The organism is Chryseobacterium jejuense (genome assembly GCF_017877355.1).
Lineage (GTDB): Bacteria > Bacteroidota > Bacteroidia > Flavobacteriales > Weeksellaceae > Chryseobacterium > Chryseobacterium jejuense_A.
On the sequence record NZ_JAGIPR010000008.1, the window covers coordinates 1 to 18471 of the forward strand.

An 18471-nucleotide genomic window follows, 5' to 3' on the forward strand; every position below is an offset into this window, starting at 1 on the left:
ATTACAACGCAAAACAAACTTTATTAACTTTAATTTCATATTCACGTAATATTCTTCCTTAATACTCTGATAGCATGGATGAAAAATTTTAAACAAAATTTAGTTAATCAGTCTTCTTAGATAAGTAAAAGATAAATTAAGGCTCCTGGATCTACTTTTATGGCGTCTTTTCTGTATAAATAGCACTTAAAAACTCTGCATATGATTTATCCAAACCAATAACATCACCTGATTTAAGGTTTAAACCTCCAACTCCTGAAGCATCGGGCTTAATTTTTAATGATGATACCTGAAAATATAGGTTCTCATCATTTGTCTTTGGCTGAACTTTAACAGTTGACCCCAAAAGTTTCTTGGTAGAAATTGTATAAACTTCTCCCGGAACAATTTTTAGTTTTAAAAATGTTCTTGGGGGAACAATATAGTCATTCCTATTAACATTGATCTTCTGATCTTTTTCTGAGGAAGCAAATATATACATAGCCCCCTTCTGAACTTTCAGTTTTTCTTTTGGAGTGTAATATAATGCGATCTTATAATTAGAAGCATTAAAAGTCTGAGGTGATCCGTCAATATTTTCAAAAGGTTTTATTACAAAAGTGTTGGCTCCAATCTCCTTTGCTTTTTTATACACTAACGAAAACACCATTGCATCATCTTTTGAGAATCCCTGAACCTCTGCTTCTCCTAAATAGATAGCACTTGTTTCTGCCTGATCTTTCTTATAAAGAAACTTATCTGAATTATCATTGGTTTTCTCTACTTTGCTCAGATAAACATTTTGCGCAGTCCAAAGCTGAGCACATACTACGGAAAAGATGATGGCTATATTTTTCATATTACTATTGTTGTGTAAGGATGTCAACACATTCTTCAAGGCTGTTTTCCCAATGTTTTGGTTCAATTTTATAAATCTCTTCAATTTTATCCAGAGACATAGTACTTCTTACAGGTCTTTTAGCAGGAGTTGGATACTGCTCGGTTGTTAACGCGTTTAATTGTATTGAAGATTTTGAAAATTCAGCAATTTTCTTCGCAAAATCAAACCATGTGGTTTCCGGATAATTTGAAAAGTGAAAAATTCCAAAGGTTTTATTTGGATTTTCGATGATATCCATAATGGCTGCCGCAAGATCGTTAGCATTTGTAGGCTGCCCGAACTGATCTGCAACAATACCTAACTCTGATTTCTGTGAGAACAAATTCAACATCGTCTTCACAAAGTTTTTATTAAACTCGGAATACAGCCAGGAAGTTCTAAGGATAATAGTTTTCGGATTAAGTTCCAATGCCAGCTCCTCTCCTCTTCTTTTTGATTCTCCATACACTCCTACCGGATTGGTAAAATCATCTTCTGAATAAGGCAGATTGGTATCTCCATCAAAAACATAGTCAGTAGAAACATGAATAAGGATGGTTTTATACTCTATACAAGCCTGAGCAAGATTGGCAACTCCGTCTGCATTTACAGCAAATGCCTTTTCTTTTTCTTTCTCTGCTAAATCTACCGCCGTATATGCGGAAGCATTGATACAGTAATCTGGTTTGTTATCATAGAAAAAGTCGTTAACCTGTTCTTCATTGGTAACATCCAGGATTGTGGAATCTGTAAAAAGAAACTCGTACTTATTTTCAAAATCGGGAGCAATTTTTCTGATACAGTTTCCTAATTGGCCATTGCTGCCTATTACTACTATTTTTTTCATATATTATAAATTTAAATTATCAAAAAAGTTTTCAATAGGAATATCTATTAAGAGTTTTTTGCATTTTGGGATCTTAAAAATTTAACTCTTGACTGGAAATCCTTTTGTATCAGATCTACATAAAACTTATTAAATGTTTCTTTTATATCTTCAGGATGTACTTCTGATTTTCTTGTTTTCATATTGAAATAAATAACGGTAACCCAAAGTACAGCATGAACGGTTTTCTCATCTAAGCTTTTCATTAAGATTTCAACTTTGGCTGTTCTGTCCTGTACATCGATAGTTTTACTGCTGATAACGACTTGGGTATTATACCTTACTTCTTTCATATAAGCTATTTCATTCTGGATGGCAATCCAGGTACAGCCTGTCTGTTTGGTATATTCTTCATAAGTAAATCCGTAAAATGTCTCCACGTGATCTTCTCTGGCATTGAACATATAATCTAGATATTTTACATTATTCAAATGACCGATCGGATCACAATCGCTAAACCTAACTTTTACTATAGTTGATACTTCTTTTTCCATTCCGCAAAAATAAACAAACCGCCTCTTTTGGAGGCGGTTTGTCTTATAAATCTTTGTTAATTTGCCGAAATTATTGAATTCCTAATTCTTTCTTTACAGCTGCAGTAGCATCAGCACCTGCTTTGTAAAGGAATGCAGGTGAATTTGCATCCATTACATACTCGTACCCGTTAGCTTTAGCTACTTTATCAACAGCATCGTTCAATTTTTTCTCAATTGGTCCGAAAGCTACTTCTTGCTTAGCCTGAAGATCTTTTTGAGCTTTATCCTGCATTTGAGCTATTTCTTCCTGAATTTTTTGTAGTTCAGCTTCTCTAGCTTTGTTTTCGTCTGCAGTTTTCTTAGGAGCTTCTTCGCTATATTGCTTTAGTTTAGCTTGCCCAGCATCATATTTCTTCTTGATCTCACCTTGTTTAGTATCGTAGAATGTTTTAAGGTCAGCATCTGCTTTTTTCTTCTCAGGCATTGCATTAAGAACTCCCAATACATCTAAAGTAGCCATTTTTTGAGCTTTTGCCATACCTACAGAAACAAACATCATTACTGCTGCAAATAATACACTTAATTTTTTCATAATTGGTAAATAAATAATTTAATTTGTTTTTAGATTTCGAATTTACGTAAAAGTTAACTTACAATTTTACTTTTTACTTTTACTTTTCTCTTTTTTATCTGTTCCTTTCAGTAAAATAGTTAATACTTTTTCTGTATAATCATATTTTCCCTGAAGAAAAATAACACTAATGTTATTGCTTTTATCAAGAACTATGCCCAACCCATTTTTTTCGGACATTGTTTTGATAGCTTCCCATATCTGATCCTGGAATGGTAAAACAAGATTTGATCTCAATTTTGTGATTTCACCATTGGCTCCGAAACGTAAACTTGTAGTGGTTTTGATATTTTTATCAAGATCTACCACTTCTTTTTCTCTCAATTTCAGCTGGTCACCTATCAATAACACTTTTTCACTTTCAAAGGCCGCTTTTTTTCTTTCATATTCTGACTGCATGTTCTGAAGTTCAGACTGCCAGGTATCGATCTGAGAGTTTAGTCTCGCTTCGGCTTCTTTATACTGAGGTAATTTATTTAAAATTTCATTAGTATCTACCACTCCAATTTTCTGGGCGTTTCCCAACCCGAAAATTAAGAGTAATACAAAAGTGATGGTTATTTTAAAGTTCTTCATATATATAATTATAATGATTGGTTCATCAAGAAGTGGTTTTGCCATCCTGATGGGTTTCCTGACATTGTCTTATCAAATCCATAAGCAAAGTCGAACCCGATCAATCCGAACGCCCCCATATATACTCTAACTCCTACCCCTACTGACCTTTTTAGCTGGAATGGGTTATAATTACCCCATGAGTTCCAAACGTTACCTCCTTCAGCAAATGTTAATGCATAAATTTTAGCGGTTTGGTTCATTGAAATAGGGTATCTTAGTTCTAAAGTAAATCTGTTATAGATTGTTCCCCCTCCTTTTTGAGTAATATCAGTAGGTTCACCACCATAAGTACTTGCATTATCATATCCTCTTAAAGGAATCAATTCTCTACCGTCATATCTACCTCCGAATAATCCGGTACCACCTACATAGAATCTTTCAAATGGCGGTGCACCAAGATTTTTGTTATATCCATCCATGAATCCCATTTCAGCAGAAGACCTCAATACAAGCTTACCGGCAATTTCGTTATAAACGTCTGCCTTAAACTTGATCTTATAGAATTCCATCCACTTGTATTTATCAATAGGCTTCATTGTCTCATAGTTTTTGTTACTGAACAATGAATATGGTGGTGTTAACTTTGCAGAAAGTTCAATATTAGAACCCATTGTAGGGAAGATAGGGTCTATCCCGGCAGAGTTTCTACTTAACCCTAGGTTGACACTAAAGTTATTGGCTGATCCGTTATATTCTGTAGTCTCCCCAAACTGGAATGGATAGTTATTGAAGTCATACTTCTGGAACTGTAATCCTGTATATAGTGAGAAATAATCATCCGGCCAGTTCAATAGTCTGTTCAAACCTAGTGTTGCCGAGAATATATTTAGTTTCTGGGAACCTCCAAGTCCATCACTATATCTTACTCTTGAGTTGTTTAAACTCACGGAAAGGGCTGTGGGTCTTGTACCGAATAACCAAGGTTCTACAAATGATACTCCATAATTCTGGAAGTACTGACCCGCCTGTACCTGAATGGAGAAAGTCTGTCCGTCTCCTTGTGGTACTGGTTTAAAGTCTTTGAACTTAAGGAAATTTCTCAATGAGAAGTTGTTAAACGTTAATCCTAAAGTACCAATAAAGCTGTTACCTCCATAACCTGCCTGAAGCTGAACCTGAGAAGATCCTTTTTCTACAAGTTTCCAGTTAACGTCTACAGTGTTGTCTACCTGATTAGGCTGAATATCCTGTCCGATCTGTTGTGGATCGAAGAATGACATCCCTGCCAAATCAAAATAAGTTCTCTTGATTTCGGTCTTTTTGAATAATTCTCCCGGTTTTGTTCTTAACGCTCTAAGAATTACGTGGTCATGGGTTGTTGTATTCCCTTGCCATGTTACTTTATTCCAAGTAGCCTGTTCTCCTTCGTTAATTCTGATCTCCAAGTTTACGGCATCACCGTTCACTGATTTTTCAACCGGTGTCACATTGGAGAAAAGGTATCCGTTATTCATGTAAACGGACTTAATATCGGAATCATCTTCTTTACCTCCGTCTTCACCAACTTTTTTGTTGAATCCTACGGCATCGTAGATATCTCCTTTCTTATATCCTAATAATCTCTGTAAATATTCTGTAGCGTAAACGGTGTTACCAGTGAACGTAATGTCACCGATATAATACTTTTTACCTTCGTTAAGTTTTACATTGATTTCGTAGTTGTTTTTCTTATTTCTCCATACAGAGTCTGAAACAACTTTTGCGTCTCTATACCCTAAAGAGTTATAATAATTAATCAGGTTTTGTTTGTCTTCCTGATATTTATCTTCAATGAATTTTGAAGATTTCAAAATACCACCAATACTGAAACGTTTCTGTTTTGTTTCTTTAAAGGCTTTGTTTCTAAGTTTTCTATCACTTACACTTGGATTTCCTTCAAACTCAATATGGTCGATCTTAATTCTTTTACCTTTATCTACATTAATCGTCCAGTCTACCAAAGCAGGATCTCCGGCATTTACTTTATCCTCAATTGTAATTTTGGCATCAGCAAAACCTTTTTTGATATAGTCTTTAGGAATAGTTGTCTTAAGACTTGACACCAAGTTTTGGGTAATCTTTGTACCAGGCTTCAGGTTGTTGTCTTTAGCCAGTTTTTCACTTTTTGATTTTCCAATTCCTTTACCCTTGAATTTCACTTCTCCAAGTTCCTTCAGATCCTGAAGATAGAATTTAAGAATTACAGTCTGTCCTTCAATACTTTGAACGTATACTTCCACTTCAGAGAAAGATTGGGTATCCCAAAGCTTTTTAACAGCATTGCTGATTTTCTGTCCCGGAATATCTACGCTTTCTCCTTTGGATAGGCCAGTAAATCTGAGGATCTGAGCTGGTGTATATTTTTTTACCCCATCTACAACAATGTCTTTAAGCGTATAAGTACCTACCTCATTGTCTGCATGCACAGCATTGTTTACTTTTGTGCTGTCCTGTGGAGTTACTTGTCCATAAAAATGTGCAGAAGCAGCAAACATAATGATGGGTAATAGTCTAAACTTCATTTTATCGAGTCTTTCTTTTCTTTAAAATTATTGGCCTTGTATCTGATCTCCGGTTAAACCGTATCTTCTTTCTTTGTTTTGATAATCCAAAATACATTGAAAGAAAATATCTTTGGTAAAATCCGGCCATAGAACATTTAAAAACTGTAATTCAGCATAAGCAATCTGCCAGAGGAGGAAGTTGCTTATTCTTATTTCGCCGCTAGTTCTTATCAATAGATCTACAGGAGGAAAATCTTTGGTATAGAGGTAGTTTTCTAATAGTTTTTCATCTATATTCTCTACATCTACCTTTCCTTCTTTTACATCTGAACTGATATTTTTAACGGCTTCCAGTATTTCATTTTGTGAGCCATAGCTGATTGCCAGTACAAGATTTCCTTTTGTGTTTTCTTTTGTAAGTTCTACCACACGCTGCAGCTGCTCTCTTACTAAAGTAGGCAGCTTTTCAAGATTCCCTATCACATGCATTCTCAGTCCTTTACTGAAGATCTCCTCTGCTTCTAACAGTAAGGTTTCCACAAGTAAGCTCATGAGGGTATTTACTTCTTCAGAAGGACGATTCCAGTTTTCTGAAGAAAATGTATACAGTGTTAAATAAGGGATATTGATCTCATTACATGCATTAATTGCATTTCTTACAGCATTAATGGCATTTTTGTGACCGAAGGTTCTTTCTTCGCCACGAGATTTAGCCCATCTCCCATTACCATCCATAATGATGGCTACGTGTTTTGGTAAATTCTCAGAATTTATTTTATCTTTAATCAACGACATATTAATTAATCACAATAACATGGAGGTCTTCCGAACGAAAACGTTAATCCTAAACTGAATGTATTTAACCAGTCTTTGGATTTATCATCTCCAATATTTCTCTTTTTAATAAACTCTTCTTCTCTTTCCTTAGCAACAGCATAATAGTTTCCAGACTGTAATAAAGAGCCTCCTGTAGCCGGATCTAGGATATCGGCATTAAAGGAATTTTTTACATCTTCAGAAAGAATTTTACTGTGATCAAGCTGATCTGTCAAAGTATATCTAAATGTTGCTTCTGCAAATATAGCCCAAGTATGGTTAAATTTATACTTTAAACCTACACCAAAAGGGATATGCATGGTAACTTTTTTTCCTAATGAGTATTCGGTAGTTGTTTTAAAGTCCATTTCATTAATGGGAGCCAGAGCTACACCGTCCGGATCTCTTCTGAAATCATGGGTTAGATTAGCTTTGGGTGCATCAAACATCAAGGCACCGATACCTCCAAAAATATATGGGCTTACCATACTTACCTGTTCATTATTAACGGGGAAAAAATTATATTCAAACATTAAACTTGCTTCATATACATTATTTTTCCCGTATGCATTTCTATTTCTTCTATATTCTTCTTTCGCAGCTTTATCGCTAAACTGAATCTGGTTATATCCTAAATCCAATCTAACAGTTTGGTGCGGGTTAAAATTAAATCTGTATAAAATTCCACCATAAAACGGGATCCCCCAATCCGACATTCTATTTAAATCCAACGGCTTTTGTAAAATATAACTTGTACTCCCTACATCACCCACTAGGTTACTCATACCTAGACGAACCCCCAATTCGTTTCTTTGTGCTTTAACACTCACCACTCCAAGGAAGGCAAGGAAGCTAAACAATAATTTTTTATTCATAAAAGAATATGGATTTATGGTTATTTTAAAATTTAATTTTTGCAAATATAAAACATTTTTATATTAATGATAATCTTAATGTTTAGTTAAAAATAAACAAAAAAACATAATTTGTTATAAAGTAAACGGCAAAGTGGCAAAAATATTCTTTTTTTCATAGAATCAAAATACACAAAGTATGAAAAAACCCCCATTGAATGAGGGTTCAAGGCTCTATTTTTTATTAAACATTGTCTGCATCTTATTCCGTATCCTAATTAATAACGGTTCTTTATAATTTTTATCTTCATCAAAATATCCATATCCATAACCATATCCGTAGCCGTAACCATACCCGTATCCCTGCTTCGTATTATAGTCATTATAAATAAGTCCTAAATGTTCAATTTCATTATTCTGATACTTCTCGGTAATGAGCTTCATCATATATTTCTCTGTGTACTCGTGACGCACCACATAAATATTGGCATCAGAATATTTCATAATTTCATAAGAATCTGCTACCAAACCTACTGGTGGAGAATCTATAATAATGAAATCATAAATCTCCTTCAGTTCCTGTATAAAATTAACATTCCTCTGGCTCATCAGCAATTCTGAAGGATTCGGAGGGATAGGTCCTGAAGTAGCAACATCCAGATTTGGGATCTTGGTGTTATTAATAATCTGATCAATACCCACTTCTCCTGTCAGATAGTTTGAAATACCATATTTATTATCAATCTTAAAATCACCAAAGATTTTTGGCTTTCTAAGATCCATTCCTAAAAGAATAGTTTTTTTATCACTTAATCCTAATACAGAAGCCAGGTTAATGGAAACATAAGTTTTTCCTTCTCCTCCAACGGAAGAAGTTACCAAGATTACCTTACCTTTTTCATCTTCATTATTCATCAGGAATCTCATATTGGCTCTAATTCCTCTAAATGCTTCTGAAACAGATGATTTTGGTTGTTCCAAAACAGTAAGCATATGTTCACTGTTATTATTTCCAATAACCCCAATAAGCGGAATTTTTGTTACGCCTAATAGTTCTTTAATATTTCTGATCTTATTATCCAGCAATTCACCTATTAGAATAAACAAGAGTGGGATTAATAACATTAAAGCGATTATTCCTGCTTTTGCCATTTTTATATTAGGGCTTATAGGTCCTTGTCCAAGATTTTTTGCAGGGTCAATTACGCTGATATCAGACTGATTGGTTGCTACATTTAAACGAGATTCATTTTGTCTGTTTAAAAGACTACTATATGTAGCTTCAATCATATTATAACCTCTTTCTGCATCCAGATATTTTCTTTCTTTTTCCGGATAAGACTGTAAATCGGAATTAGCATCTGCAACCTTTTGATCAAGTTTATTGATCTCATCATAGTATTTGGTATAGTAATTCTTCAGGCTGTTAAAAGAGCTTGTTTTAGCATCATTAATCATTCTGTTTACTTCCTTCATAGGCTCAGAAGCGGGCTTATAGATGGTGGCTAATTCTGATCTTTTTGTATAAAGAGCCTTAAGTTCACTCACAGAAGCAGAGAACATTCCATCTTCAAAACCTGCCGCATTGGTAGTGATCATTTTATCAAAATTCTGTGACTGAAGTGTATTTCTGATATTATTCAGAGAGGCAATTTTGCTTACAATATCTGCTTTTTTGGCTTCGAGGTCTTTTATTGTTTCAAGTGACTTTTCATCTCTATCTTTAATATTATAAAGCTTTTCTGAAGTTTTCAGATAGTTCAGAACAGTGGCAGCAGAATCTAATCTTTTGCGGATCTCATCCAGACTTCCCTGCAGATAAACCGTTGTATTCTTATTAACGGTATTTTTATCTTCCAGTCTTTTTTTCTGAAGTTCAGCAACTGATTTATTCAGGAAATTTACCGTACTGTTAAGATTATAACCTCTTTTACTAATGATCATGATGGTACTGATCTCCCTATCGAAGTTTACTGCTATAGTAGACACAATATCATTAACACTCTGATTTATTGTCGTTAAATTGACAATAATATTATCCAGCTTAATATCAGGAGTAATTGGATTCTGAACCAGCTTAAATCTCAAATTCGGAGAATTATACCATTCATTTACTCTAATAACCTTATTTGCCGGTCTGTTGTAGGCATTAATATTTTGAAAACCTTCTATTTCATAACTGTACAAACTTGTAGACTGCCCTTCTTCCGGCAATACCACTTCATAGGTACCATTTCCTTTTGGTTTTATTGTAATTGGATAATTTACCTGCTGAAGATGCTTTTTATCGATTTCAAGAAAAACAGGGGAATCATCTTTATCTAAATAGGTAGATTTTATAAGTCCCTTGGTAGAATAATTTACAAAAAGATTCAATTCTTTAACCAAATATTCATTATGGGATCTTGAAAAAAGCATTTTCTTTAGATAAACACCATCCTGATTTCCTCCTTGCCCCCAAATGAAATTAATAGATTGATTGGGACTAAAATAACTTGAGGTATTATTGGAAATACTCAGGGATAAATCTGAAGCATAAACATTCTGAGCATAGTATTTACTGTATGCCCAAGAAATGGCGTAGCCAATAAGAAACATAAAGGCAAACCAATACCAGTTTTTGAGTAATCTTCTTGCAAAGTGCTCAATATCAAACAGTGCAAAAGTTCCGGACTTTTCTTTGGGAGCTTCGCTTTTTCCTACGTTAGTATCTTTTCCTGGAATCATAGAATTAAAGTCTTTGTAGGAGTACATATATAGACAATGCAGTTGTAATTGCTGTTACACCTGTAAGCATCGTTTGAATAGGATCTTTACCGAATCCGTTCAAGCTTTTTCGTCTTGTATTAAGATAGATTTCGTCTCCGTTCTGTATATAATAGTAAGGAGAATTCATCAGGTCTTCACGGGTAAGATCTATTTTAGCAATTTTAATTCCCTCTGGAAGTTTTCTGTGGATTACAATTTCTCTTTTATCCACCGTTCTGTTTAACCCACCATTAATGGCCAGGGCTTCAGTAATGGTAAGGGTTGTCTTATGTACTACTTTCTCTCCGGAAAGGCCTGTAGTCTCTAAATCACCAAGGATGTAATAGGTAATCCCATCTGTATTTAATCTGACTTCGGATTTCCCTTCCTGAAAGTTTTCATTTACTTTAGTCTGGATTTCCTTTGACACATCATCAAGAGTTCTTCCTTCTGCTTTAATATAGCCTATCCCGAAGACATTAATATCCCCGTTGATATCCACTTTCAGACCATTAAAATAGAAATTAACATTTCCTCCGGTAGTAGCCCCTGTACCGCCACCTCTTCCGCCTGCTGCAGCTGAGTTGTTTATAGCTCCGCCTCCTGTTCCGCCTGAAACATTGTAAGCAGAGTAAAACTGTGCTGCATCTCCCTTAGGAGTGGTCACTATATTAAGGTTAAGCATATCATTTTTGGTAATCCTGTAAACAGGAATATTGTAGGGAACAAGACCTTCTTCATTAATTACAAGGCTTTCACTCGGTTGTAAATATCTTACATCTTTCACCGTGATGCACGAGGTAAGTAAAAAAGGTAATAATAAAAATAAATACTTAAAGTTCTTCATCATGTTTGAATATTGTTTACAAAAGTAATATTTAATTGTTAATTTTTGTTATTTCTTAACCGATATATCAAATCCGGTAAATATGCTCCCATAAAGCCCAATACAACAACAACCAACAACAGCAGATTCACATTGATGTGTCTCAGATAATATGCCACTGTTACAATCATTAAATAATATAGAATAATATAGAATGTGGACCTTCTATGGGTAAGATTTAATTTTAGAAGTTTGTGATGAATATGGTTTTTATCAGCATCAAAGGGTGACTTTTTGTTATAAAGCCTTACGAAGATTACGTTCAGTGTATCCACAATCGGTAAGATCAGAATGGCTACAGCCACTACCGGTGCAGACTGCAGGTGGTACCTTGGCACATCTGCAAGATTTTTATCTATAAAAATATCTATAAAACAAATAGAGGTAAAGGCCAACAGAAAGCCTAAAAGCATAGACCCTGTATCTCCCATAAATACTTTGTTGGTTCTGTAATTTGACAGATTATAATATAGAAATGCCAAAACTGTTCCGATAATCACCACCGATAAAACAACCAATGGGTAGTTATACTCCCCTAATCTGTAATAGCTTATTCCAAATAATGCGCTACAGATCACAGAATATCCGCCTGCTAACCCATCAATTCCATCAATCAGGTTAAAAGCATTGATAAGAATAATAAAAGTAACAATACTAAATAGAATACTTACAAAATAGCCTAATTCAAAGACTCCGAATATTCCAAAGAGACTTCTGATTCTAATATCTGAACCAATTACGATTAATGAGGATACTAAGATTTGAGCCACAAGCTTTTTATAGGCTCTCATAACCACAATATCATCCATTACTCCAATATACAGAAGGATAACTAGTGAAGCAAACAAGAATTTATAAAGGTCAAACAGCTCGTAAGCAAAAATGGAAACACATATCCCAATGGAATAAAAGATGGCAATTCCCCCAAGATTTGGGATTTTTCTAAGATGTGAACTTCTGACGCCAGGTTCATCCATAAGATTCTTCCTTCTGGAGATCTTTACAATAGTAGGGATGGAGAAAAAGGTAATTAAAAAGGAGAATACGAAACCTAGTCCTATTTTTACATAGAAAATAGGTATTCCCGATCCGCTTAAGAACAATTCAAAGTTTTTCATTCTTTTCTTATCCAGTACACATTATCTTTCCAATTAAACCGACGACGCATATATGCTTTCATCATGTTCTACTGTCCGAAACAATAGTACTTACATTTGTGTTTATATCAATTTTCTTATCAACTTTTTCTGTCCGGCAAAAAATAATAGATAAAAAATCTTTTTTTTCACTGGCAAAGATAAAAGATAATTTGTACCAAAACGACTATAGTTCAATATATCTTGAATTTTTATTTGTCTTTCTCTTATGAAAACAGACAGCTTATCAGCCATGCTGTAAAATGTTTTTTCTTCTTTCACAAAGGCCAGATATGCCAGAAAAGAATACACTCCTTCAAAAATCTGGAAATTTTTCAACTCCTTTCTTTTATGAGCGTATTTTGATTGGCTAAATGCACTTTCCACATCCTGTACGGCCTTCAAAATATCAAGTCCTTTTTCCGTATGGGTTTTCGTGATAGAATCCGTACGTTCAAGGTATTGGTAATGAAAGTTCTGCGTCTGTGCAATGGTTTCACACTCCAGCAATAACTGTGGAATCAGCTGAATATCTTCAAAATGAACTCCTTTTTTAAACCTTTTCTGATTAAAAAGTTCTTTTTTGAACAATTTGTTACAGGCAAAATAGCTGATATCTGAAAAAATTGAGAAGTGATCTTCCAATCTTATCTTTTCTTCCATATTGGGAATTTGTGTCAGTTTTTGGGTTATCTGCCCATTTTCATCTACTTTCTGAATATTACAGATCACTATTTCCGCCTGATGCTTTTCAGCCAAGTGAAGCATTTCTTCAAACATCGTTTCCGTAACGTAATCATCACTGTCTACAAAGCCTATGTAATCTCCTGTTACTCTATCTAGACCAAAGTTTCTGGCATCACTTAATCCGCCATTTTCCTTGGTAAAGGTTTTTATTTTGTCAGGATATTTTCCTTCATACTCTTTAATGATCTCTATGGAATTATCTTTACTTCCATCATCCACTACAAAAATCTCGATATTCTGATGGGTCTGATTCACCAGAGAGTCGAGACATTTTGCCAAATAATTTTCGACATTATAAACGGGAACAATAATTGAAATTCTTGAGGGAACGTTGGTCATACATTAAAATTTCGTCAGTCTTGCATTCAACCAGCCTTTTTTAGCATCATCAAAATCCTTTCTTGAGCAGGGAATACAGTTTTCTATATTTTCATCGTCACCAAAATACCACAAATTACTGAAAGTATCACGCTTAAATGCAAATTGTCTGTCATCAATTAAAACATAAAACAATTCATACTGTCTTTCTTTGGGATGAGACTGCTGAATATTGACCCCTTCGATCAGATACCATATCATTTGTGCTAGCAGTTGATGGTTCAGTTGATTGTCTGAATAAATATTATAATTAAAAATCCCCACTGTTTTCAGGTTTTCACTCAACCCGATTTCTTTCATATAGGCGCAAATTTCTCTTCTGTTTAATCCATTTACTTGCGGATTCATAGAAAATGGTTCACTGAAACTTTCAATAGCATCGCAATTTACTGTGATCAGATCTGCTTTTCTGAAGAATGGTTCTGTTTTTTCAGTAGAATTCATCATTTCTGCTAAACGGATGATGTCAAACTCTACTTCTTTAATCAATCGTACAGAATCCATTTCGTTCAAATGCTTCTGATATCCTAAATGATGATAGTTTTTAATGGAAAAATTCTTAGCTCCGAAAATTTTGCCTAAAAAAGTATATTCATTAATTTCTTCTCCTTGTTTAAGGGAAATTATATTACTGATCTGAGTATAATTGATACTTTTCTGGTGAAAATTCAAGGCTGAGAACAGAGAAAAAGCAAAGTCATTGGAACCACCGATAATCACCGGAAGTGCTCTTTTATAATGACAGGCTGATAAAACTTCCTGCAAAATATAATGGGTATCCTGAACAGACTTTCCTGAGACCAGATCACCAAGATCCACAATCGGAATTTCAAAATCCAACTGTGCAAGTTTATAAAATTCTTTTCTGACTGCTGTAAAATCCTGTACTTCTGCATCGCCACCCGCTCCTCTATAATCTGACACAAATAAAAGAACAATACTGTCTTCTTTTATATCTTTTGTAATCCTGTTTCCGATCTGCCAGCTTTCTGTTTTGAAATTTCTTGGTGAAATGATAAAATCCTCAAAATCCATATTTTAACCTGAAAGTATAATAGTTTAATAACTCCTTGATATAACAAACATACAAAAAAACGCCACAACTGGGGAATCCTGCGGAGACTTTTATTCATAAAAAAAGCCGTTAACACTATTTGTTAACGGCTTTGTATTATATAATTAATATTACTTCTTTTTGGCAGCTGGCTTTTTAGCAGCTGTAGTCTTCTTGGTGGTGGCTGCCTTTTTTGCTGCAGGTTTTTTCTTTTCTGCAAAGGCATTTTTATCCTGATCTGTGATCCATTTCTTCACTTCATCCAGAGAAATTTCTTTCAATTCTTCTGCATCGTATTTGGTATCATCATTTTTCTTTGGAATTTTGAACATGGCTTTTCCAAATTTGATGAAAGGTCCCCATCTTCCATTTTCAAGGGAAATTTTTTCTTTTTCCCATTGCTGGATATATCTGTTGGCTTCTTTTTCAAGTTTAGCATCAATCAGTTCATTGATATCACTCTGAGAAAGATTCTCGAAGTTATATTTCTTCGGAACATTCACAAAAATATCTTTGTACTTTATAAATGGCCCGAATCTTCCTGACCCTTTGGTTACAGGCTCCCCTTTATAAGTAGCAATGGGAGCATCTGCTTTTTTCTTTTCGTTGATGATCTCTTCTGCACGTTTTTGATCGACTGAAAGTGGATCTTCTCCTTTTGGAATGCTGATGAAAGTTTCTCCCCATTTCACATAAGGTCCGAACCTTCCTACTCCAACAGAAACAGCATGTCCTTCAAAGTCGCTCAATTCAAATGGTAATTTGAACAATTCCAATGCTTCTTCAAAGGTAATTGTAGCAATATTCTGACCAGACATTAATGATGCAAAAATTGGTTTTTCTTCATCATCTGTTTCTCCGATCTGGATCATTGCTCCAAATCTTCCGATTCTGGCGTGAATATTTTTACCGGTCTTCGGATCTACTCCTAGAAGTCTGTCTCCTGTTGCACGGTCTGCATTTTCTTCTACATCTTCAATTCTTGGGTGGAATTTTGAGTAGAAATCACCCATCATTTCTTTCCATTTCTGATCTCCGCTTGCAATTTCATCGAAACTTTCTTCTACTCTTGCCGTGAAACCATAATCCAGAATTTCTTTGAAGTTGTCTGTTAAGAAATCATTGACAACTTCTCCTATATCTGTAGGAATGAATTTATTTTTATCACCACCGAATTTTTCATCCAGAACGACTTTTTTGATCTTGTCTTTTACCAAAGACATTTTGATCACTTCACGGGTATGTGGTTCAATTTCTCTTTTATCCACATATTCTCTATTTTGAATGGTCTGAATGGTTGGAGCATAGGTAGAGGGTCTACCAATCCCCAACTCTTCCAGTTTTCTTACCAATCCGGCTTCGGTATATCTTGCACTTGGTCTCGTGAATTTTTCTGTTGCTGTAATGGATTTATAACTTAATACTTCACCAACTTTTACTTTTGGCAATAGTTTTTCGTTATTTTCCTCGTCCTCCTCATCAGTTTTTACAATACCGTAAGCCTTCAGGAAACCATCAAAAATGATTACTTCTCCCTGTGCTTCAAAATGATGTGGCAATGAAGCATTTCCGATTTCAATTACAGTCTTTTCAATTTTAGCATTTGCCATCTGGGAAGCTAATGTTCTTCTGTAGATCAATTGGTACAATTTATTCAACTGTGCATCACCAATGCTTTTCACTGCGAAATCCGTAGGACGGATGGCTTCGTGAGCTTCCTGTGCAGAAGCTGATTTTGTAGTATAGTTTCTTGGAGAAGAATATTCTGCTCCGTATTCTGAGATGATCTGTTTTTTGGCACCTTCAATAGCTTCCTGGGAAAGGTTTACGGAGTCAGTTCTCATATAGGTAATGAATCCTTCTTCGTATAGTCTCTGCGCCAGACGCATGGTATTGGTTACATTGTATCCTAACCTTGATGAAGCTTCCTGCTGTAGTGTGGAAGTGGTAAAAGGTGCAGATGCGGAACGTGTTCCCGGTTTGGTTTCAACATTCAGAACTTTAAATTCTGTAGTTTTTGCCAGCTCAAGAAATTTTTCTGCTTCAGCTTCTTTTTCAAAGTCTTTTTTAAGTTTGGCAGCAATTTCCTGCTCTGTATTGTTTAAGAAAATTCCGTCAAGTTTGAAACTTGCTTTGGGTACAAATTCACGGATTTCTTTTTCTCTTTCAACAATTAATCTTACGGCTACCGACTGCACTCTTCCTGCGGATAGTCCTGGTTTTACTTTTTTCCATAAAACAGGAGACATTTCAAAACCTACGATTCTGTCCAGCACTCTTCTTGCCTGCTGAGCATTCACTAAATTCTGATCAATATCCCTTGGATTTTCAATGGCTTTTAGAATGGCATTTTTAGTAATCTCGTGGAAAACAATTCTTTTTCTGTTTTCAGGCTTCAGTTTCAATTCATCTGCTAAATGCCATGCAATAGCTTCTCCCTCGCGGTCTTCATCGGAAGCCAGCCAAACCATTTCTGCTTTCTTTACTGCAGCCTTTAATTCTGTCACCAATTTCTTCTTGTCTGCTGAAACTTCGTAATCAGGACTAAAGGTGGCAAGATCTATTCCCATTCCTTTTTTAGGGAGATCCCGAATATGGCCGAAACTGGATTTCACTTCAAAATCCTTACCTAAATATTTCTGAATAGTTTTTGCCTTTGCCGGGGACTCTACGATTACTAAATTTTTTGACATTCTAAAAAAAATTTTTTGCAAAAGTAAAGCTTTTTTATTATATACTTTTTGAAATCACATTTTATTTAATAATTCCATGGGAGCAACAAACAGTCTGTAGAGTATTCCTTCGAAAGTAAAACCTCTCCCGGACATTTCTACTCTGTATAGCAAGGACAGCAGTATAATAGCCATTATAATATAAAATTTCCTGTTAATGACTATGGGTTCGTAGACATATATTGAATCTCCTTTTCTCAACATCATGGCAAAAAGCACAATCATCAACATCATATGAATATACATCCACCTTCCCCAATCTATAGCAAGATAAAACAGTGGAAATGAAAAGATAAAGGCTCCGATTAATAAAATATATAAAATCTTTCGTCCATTTAGATATTTTAAATAATAGGCGATATGAAATATGCTTATTCCTAAACTGATAAAATAAAGCAGATATTCATTAAGATGTTCTTTAATATACTGTCTTTCATCAATGTTCCAATAGAAAATACCATAGGTAGGGTGCACTCCTCTGCTGTTAAGAATTTCCAATGACATTCCTTCGTTCACATTTTTTCCCAATACAACAATAGCTGCTGCAGGAATGATGACTGCAAGGAAGAATTTGATATATCTTTTGATCTCCAGCTTTCCGTTTTTCACATAGAGTGCAATGGCAAAGTAAGGAACGTAAAACAGGGTAACTTCATGTAAAAGTGTACTTATAAAGAGTAGTAAACAGAAGATATATTCTTTATACTTTGAAAGCTTATCATTATCTAAAAGGTATACAAAGTAGGTAAACAAAAGAAATACAATAAATTCTTTTTTCCCTACATAAGTTACAGTATTCAAAAGCCCTACGAAACCAATGGAAGACAGTAAAAGTGAGAGATAAAGCAGATCTGTTATTTTATATCTGATGAGCTTTGTATAACACCAAAAAAACAGAGAAATAATTATAAACTGAAAAAAGTAAACAATATAATTAAGACTAAGCCCTGTTATATCCTGAAGAATAAAAAAGAAACTCCCGGACAGCCCTCTTCTTTTGAAACCTCCGTCTTCATAGTTAATAAGCCAGTCTGCAAGAATATATCCGTCATCTTTAAGATTAAATGCAAGGGTAAAAGCAAGGGTATATATGGCTGTTATTATTACTAAAAAGTAGATAAAAATCTTGATATTAAAATTTTGAACTATCTTTTTCATCTTCATAAA

At 34.6% G+C, this 18471-nt stretch carries 15 protein-coding genes; all 15 read right to left on the reverse strand.

Going from position 1 to position 18471, the window contains the following annotated elements:
• Positions 1-157: 157 nt before the first annotated feature.
• Positions 158-838 carry a hypothetical protein gene (locus J2772_RS16235; RefSeq protein ID WP_209918529.1) on the reverse strand — a complete coding sequence of 227 codons (681 nt, stop codon included), beginning with the start codon at positions 836-838 and terminating at the stop codon, positions 158-160.
• 4 nt (positions 839-842) lie between these two features.
• Positions 843-1706, reverse strand: coding sequence for a dTDP-4-dehydrorhamnose reductase (rfbD, locus tag J2772_RS16240; protein ID WP_209918530.1), 864 nt, complete (start codon positions 1704-1706; stop codon positions 843-845).
• A gap of 47 nt (positions 1707-1753) precedes the next feature.
• Positions 1754-2239, reverse strand: a complete 486-nt coding sequence (locus J2772_RS16245) for an acyl-CoA thioesterase (protein ID WP_045501263.1) — start codon at positions 2237-2239, stop codon at positions 1754-1756.
• 70 nt (positions 2240-2309) lie between these two features.
• Positions 2310-2813, reverse strand: a complete 504-nt coding sequence (locus J2772_RS16250; protein WP_209918532.1) for an OmpH family outer membrane protein — start codon at positions 2811-2813, stop codon at positions 2310-2312.
• Between the two features lie 66 nt (positions 2814-2879).
• Positions 2880-3428, reverse strand: coding sequence for an OmpH family outer membrane protein (locus J2772_RS16255; RefSeq protein WP_209918534.1), 549 nt, complete (start codon positions 3426-3428; stop codon positions 2880-2882).
• A gap of 8 nt (positions 3429-3436) precedes the next feature.
• Entirely contained in the window at positions 3437-5971 is a 2535-nt protein-coding gene (bamA, locus tag J2772_RS16260) for an outer membrane protein assembly factor BamA (RefSeq protein WP_209918536.1), read from the reverse strand.
• A 27-nt stretch (positions 5972-5998) separates the two neighbouring features.
• Positions 5999-6748: an isoprenyl transferase gene (locus J2772_RS16265; RefSeq protein ID WP_209918538.1), complete on the reverse strand. Its 750-nt coding sequence runs from the start codon at positions 6746-6748 to the stop codon at positions 5999-6001.
• 5 nt (positions 6749-6753) lie between these two features.
• Positions 6754-7644 (reverse strand): DUF6089 family protein, encoded by an 891-nt coding sequence (locus J2772_RS16270; RefSeq protein WP_209918540.1) that lies wholly within the window; start codon positions 7642-7644, stop codon positions 6754-6756.
• A gap of 213 nt (positions 7645-7857) precedes the next feature.
• Positions 7858-10350 carry an exopolysaccharide transport family protein gene (locus J2772_RS16275; protein WP_209918925.1) on the reverse strand — a complete coding sequence of 831 codons (2493 nt, stop codon included), beginning with the start codon at positions 10348-10350 and terminating at the stop codon, positions 7858-7860.
• Between the two features lie 4 nt (positions 10351-10354).
• Positions 10355-11221, reverse strand: a complete 867-nt coding sequence (locus J2772_RS16280; protein WP_209918548.1) for a polysaccharide biosynthesis/export family protein — start codon at positions 11219-11221, stop codon at positions 10355-10357.
• 35 nt (positions 11222-11256) lie between these two features.
• On the reverse strand, positions 11257-12375 hold the full coding sequence (locus tag J2772_RS16285) for a glycosyltransferase family 4 protein (RefSeq protein ID WP_045501270.1): 1119 nt from the start codon (positions 12373-12375) through the stop codon (positions 11257-11259).
• A 102-nt stretch (positions 12376-12477) separates the two neighbouring features.
• Entirely contained in the window at positions 12478-13479 is a 1002-nt protein-coding gene (locus tag J2772_RS16290; protein WP_209918550.1) for a glycosyltransferase family 2 protein, read from the reverse strand.
• A gap of 3 nt (positions 13480-13482) precedes the next feature.
• Entirely contained in the window at positions 13483-14553 is a 1071-nt protein-coding gene (locus J2772_RS16295; RefSeq protein WP_209918552.1) for a formimidoylglutamase, read from the reverse strand.
• 150 nt (positions 14554-14703) lie between these two features.
• Positions 14704-17265: a type I DNA topoisomerase gene (topA, locus tag J2772_RS16300; protein WP_209918554.1), complete on the reverse strand. Its 2562-nt coding sequence runs from the start codon at positions 17263-17265 to the stop codon at positions 14704-14706.
• 54 nt (positions 17266-17319) lie between these two features.
• A complete protein-coding gene (locus tag J2772_RS16305) occupies positions 17320-18462 on the reverse strand; it encodes a hypothetical protein (RefSeq protein WP_209918556.1) in 1143 nt (380 codons plus the stop codon).
• Positions 18463-18471: the final 9 nt, after the last annotated feature.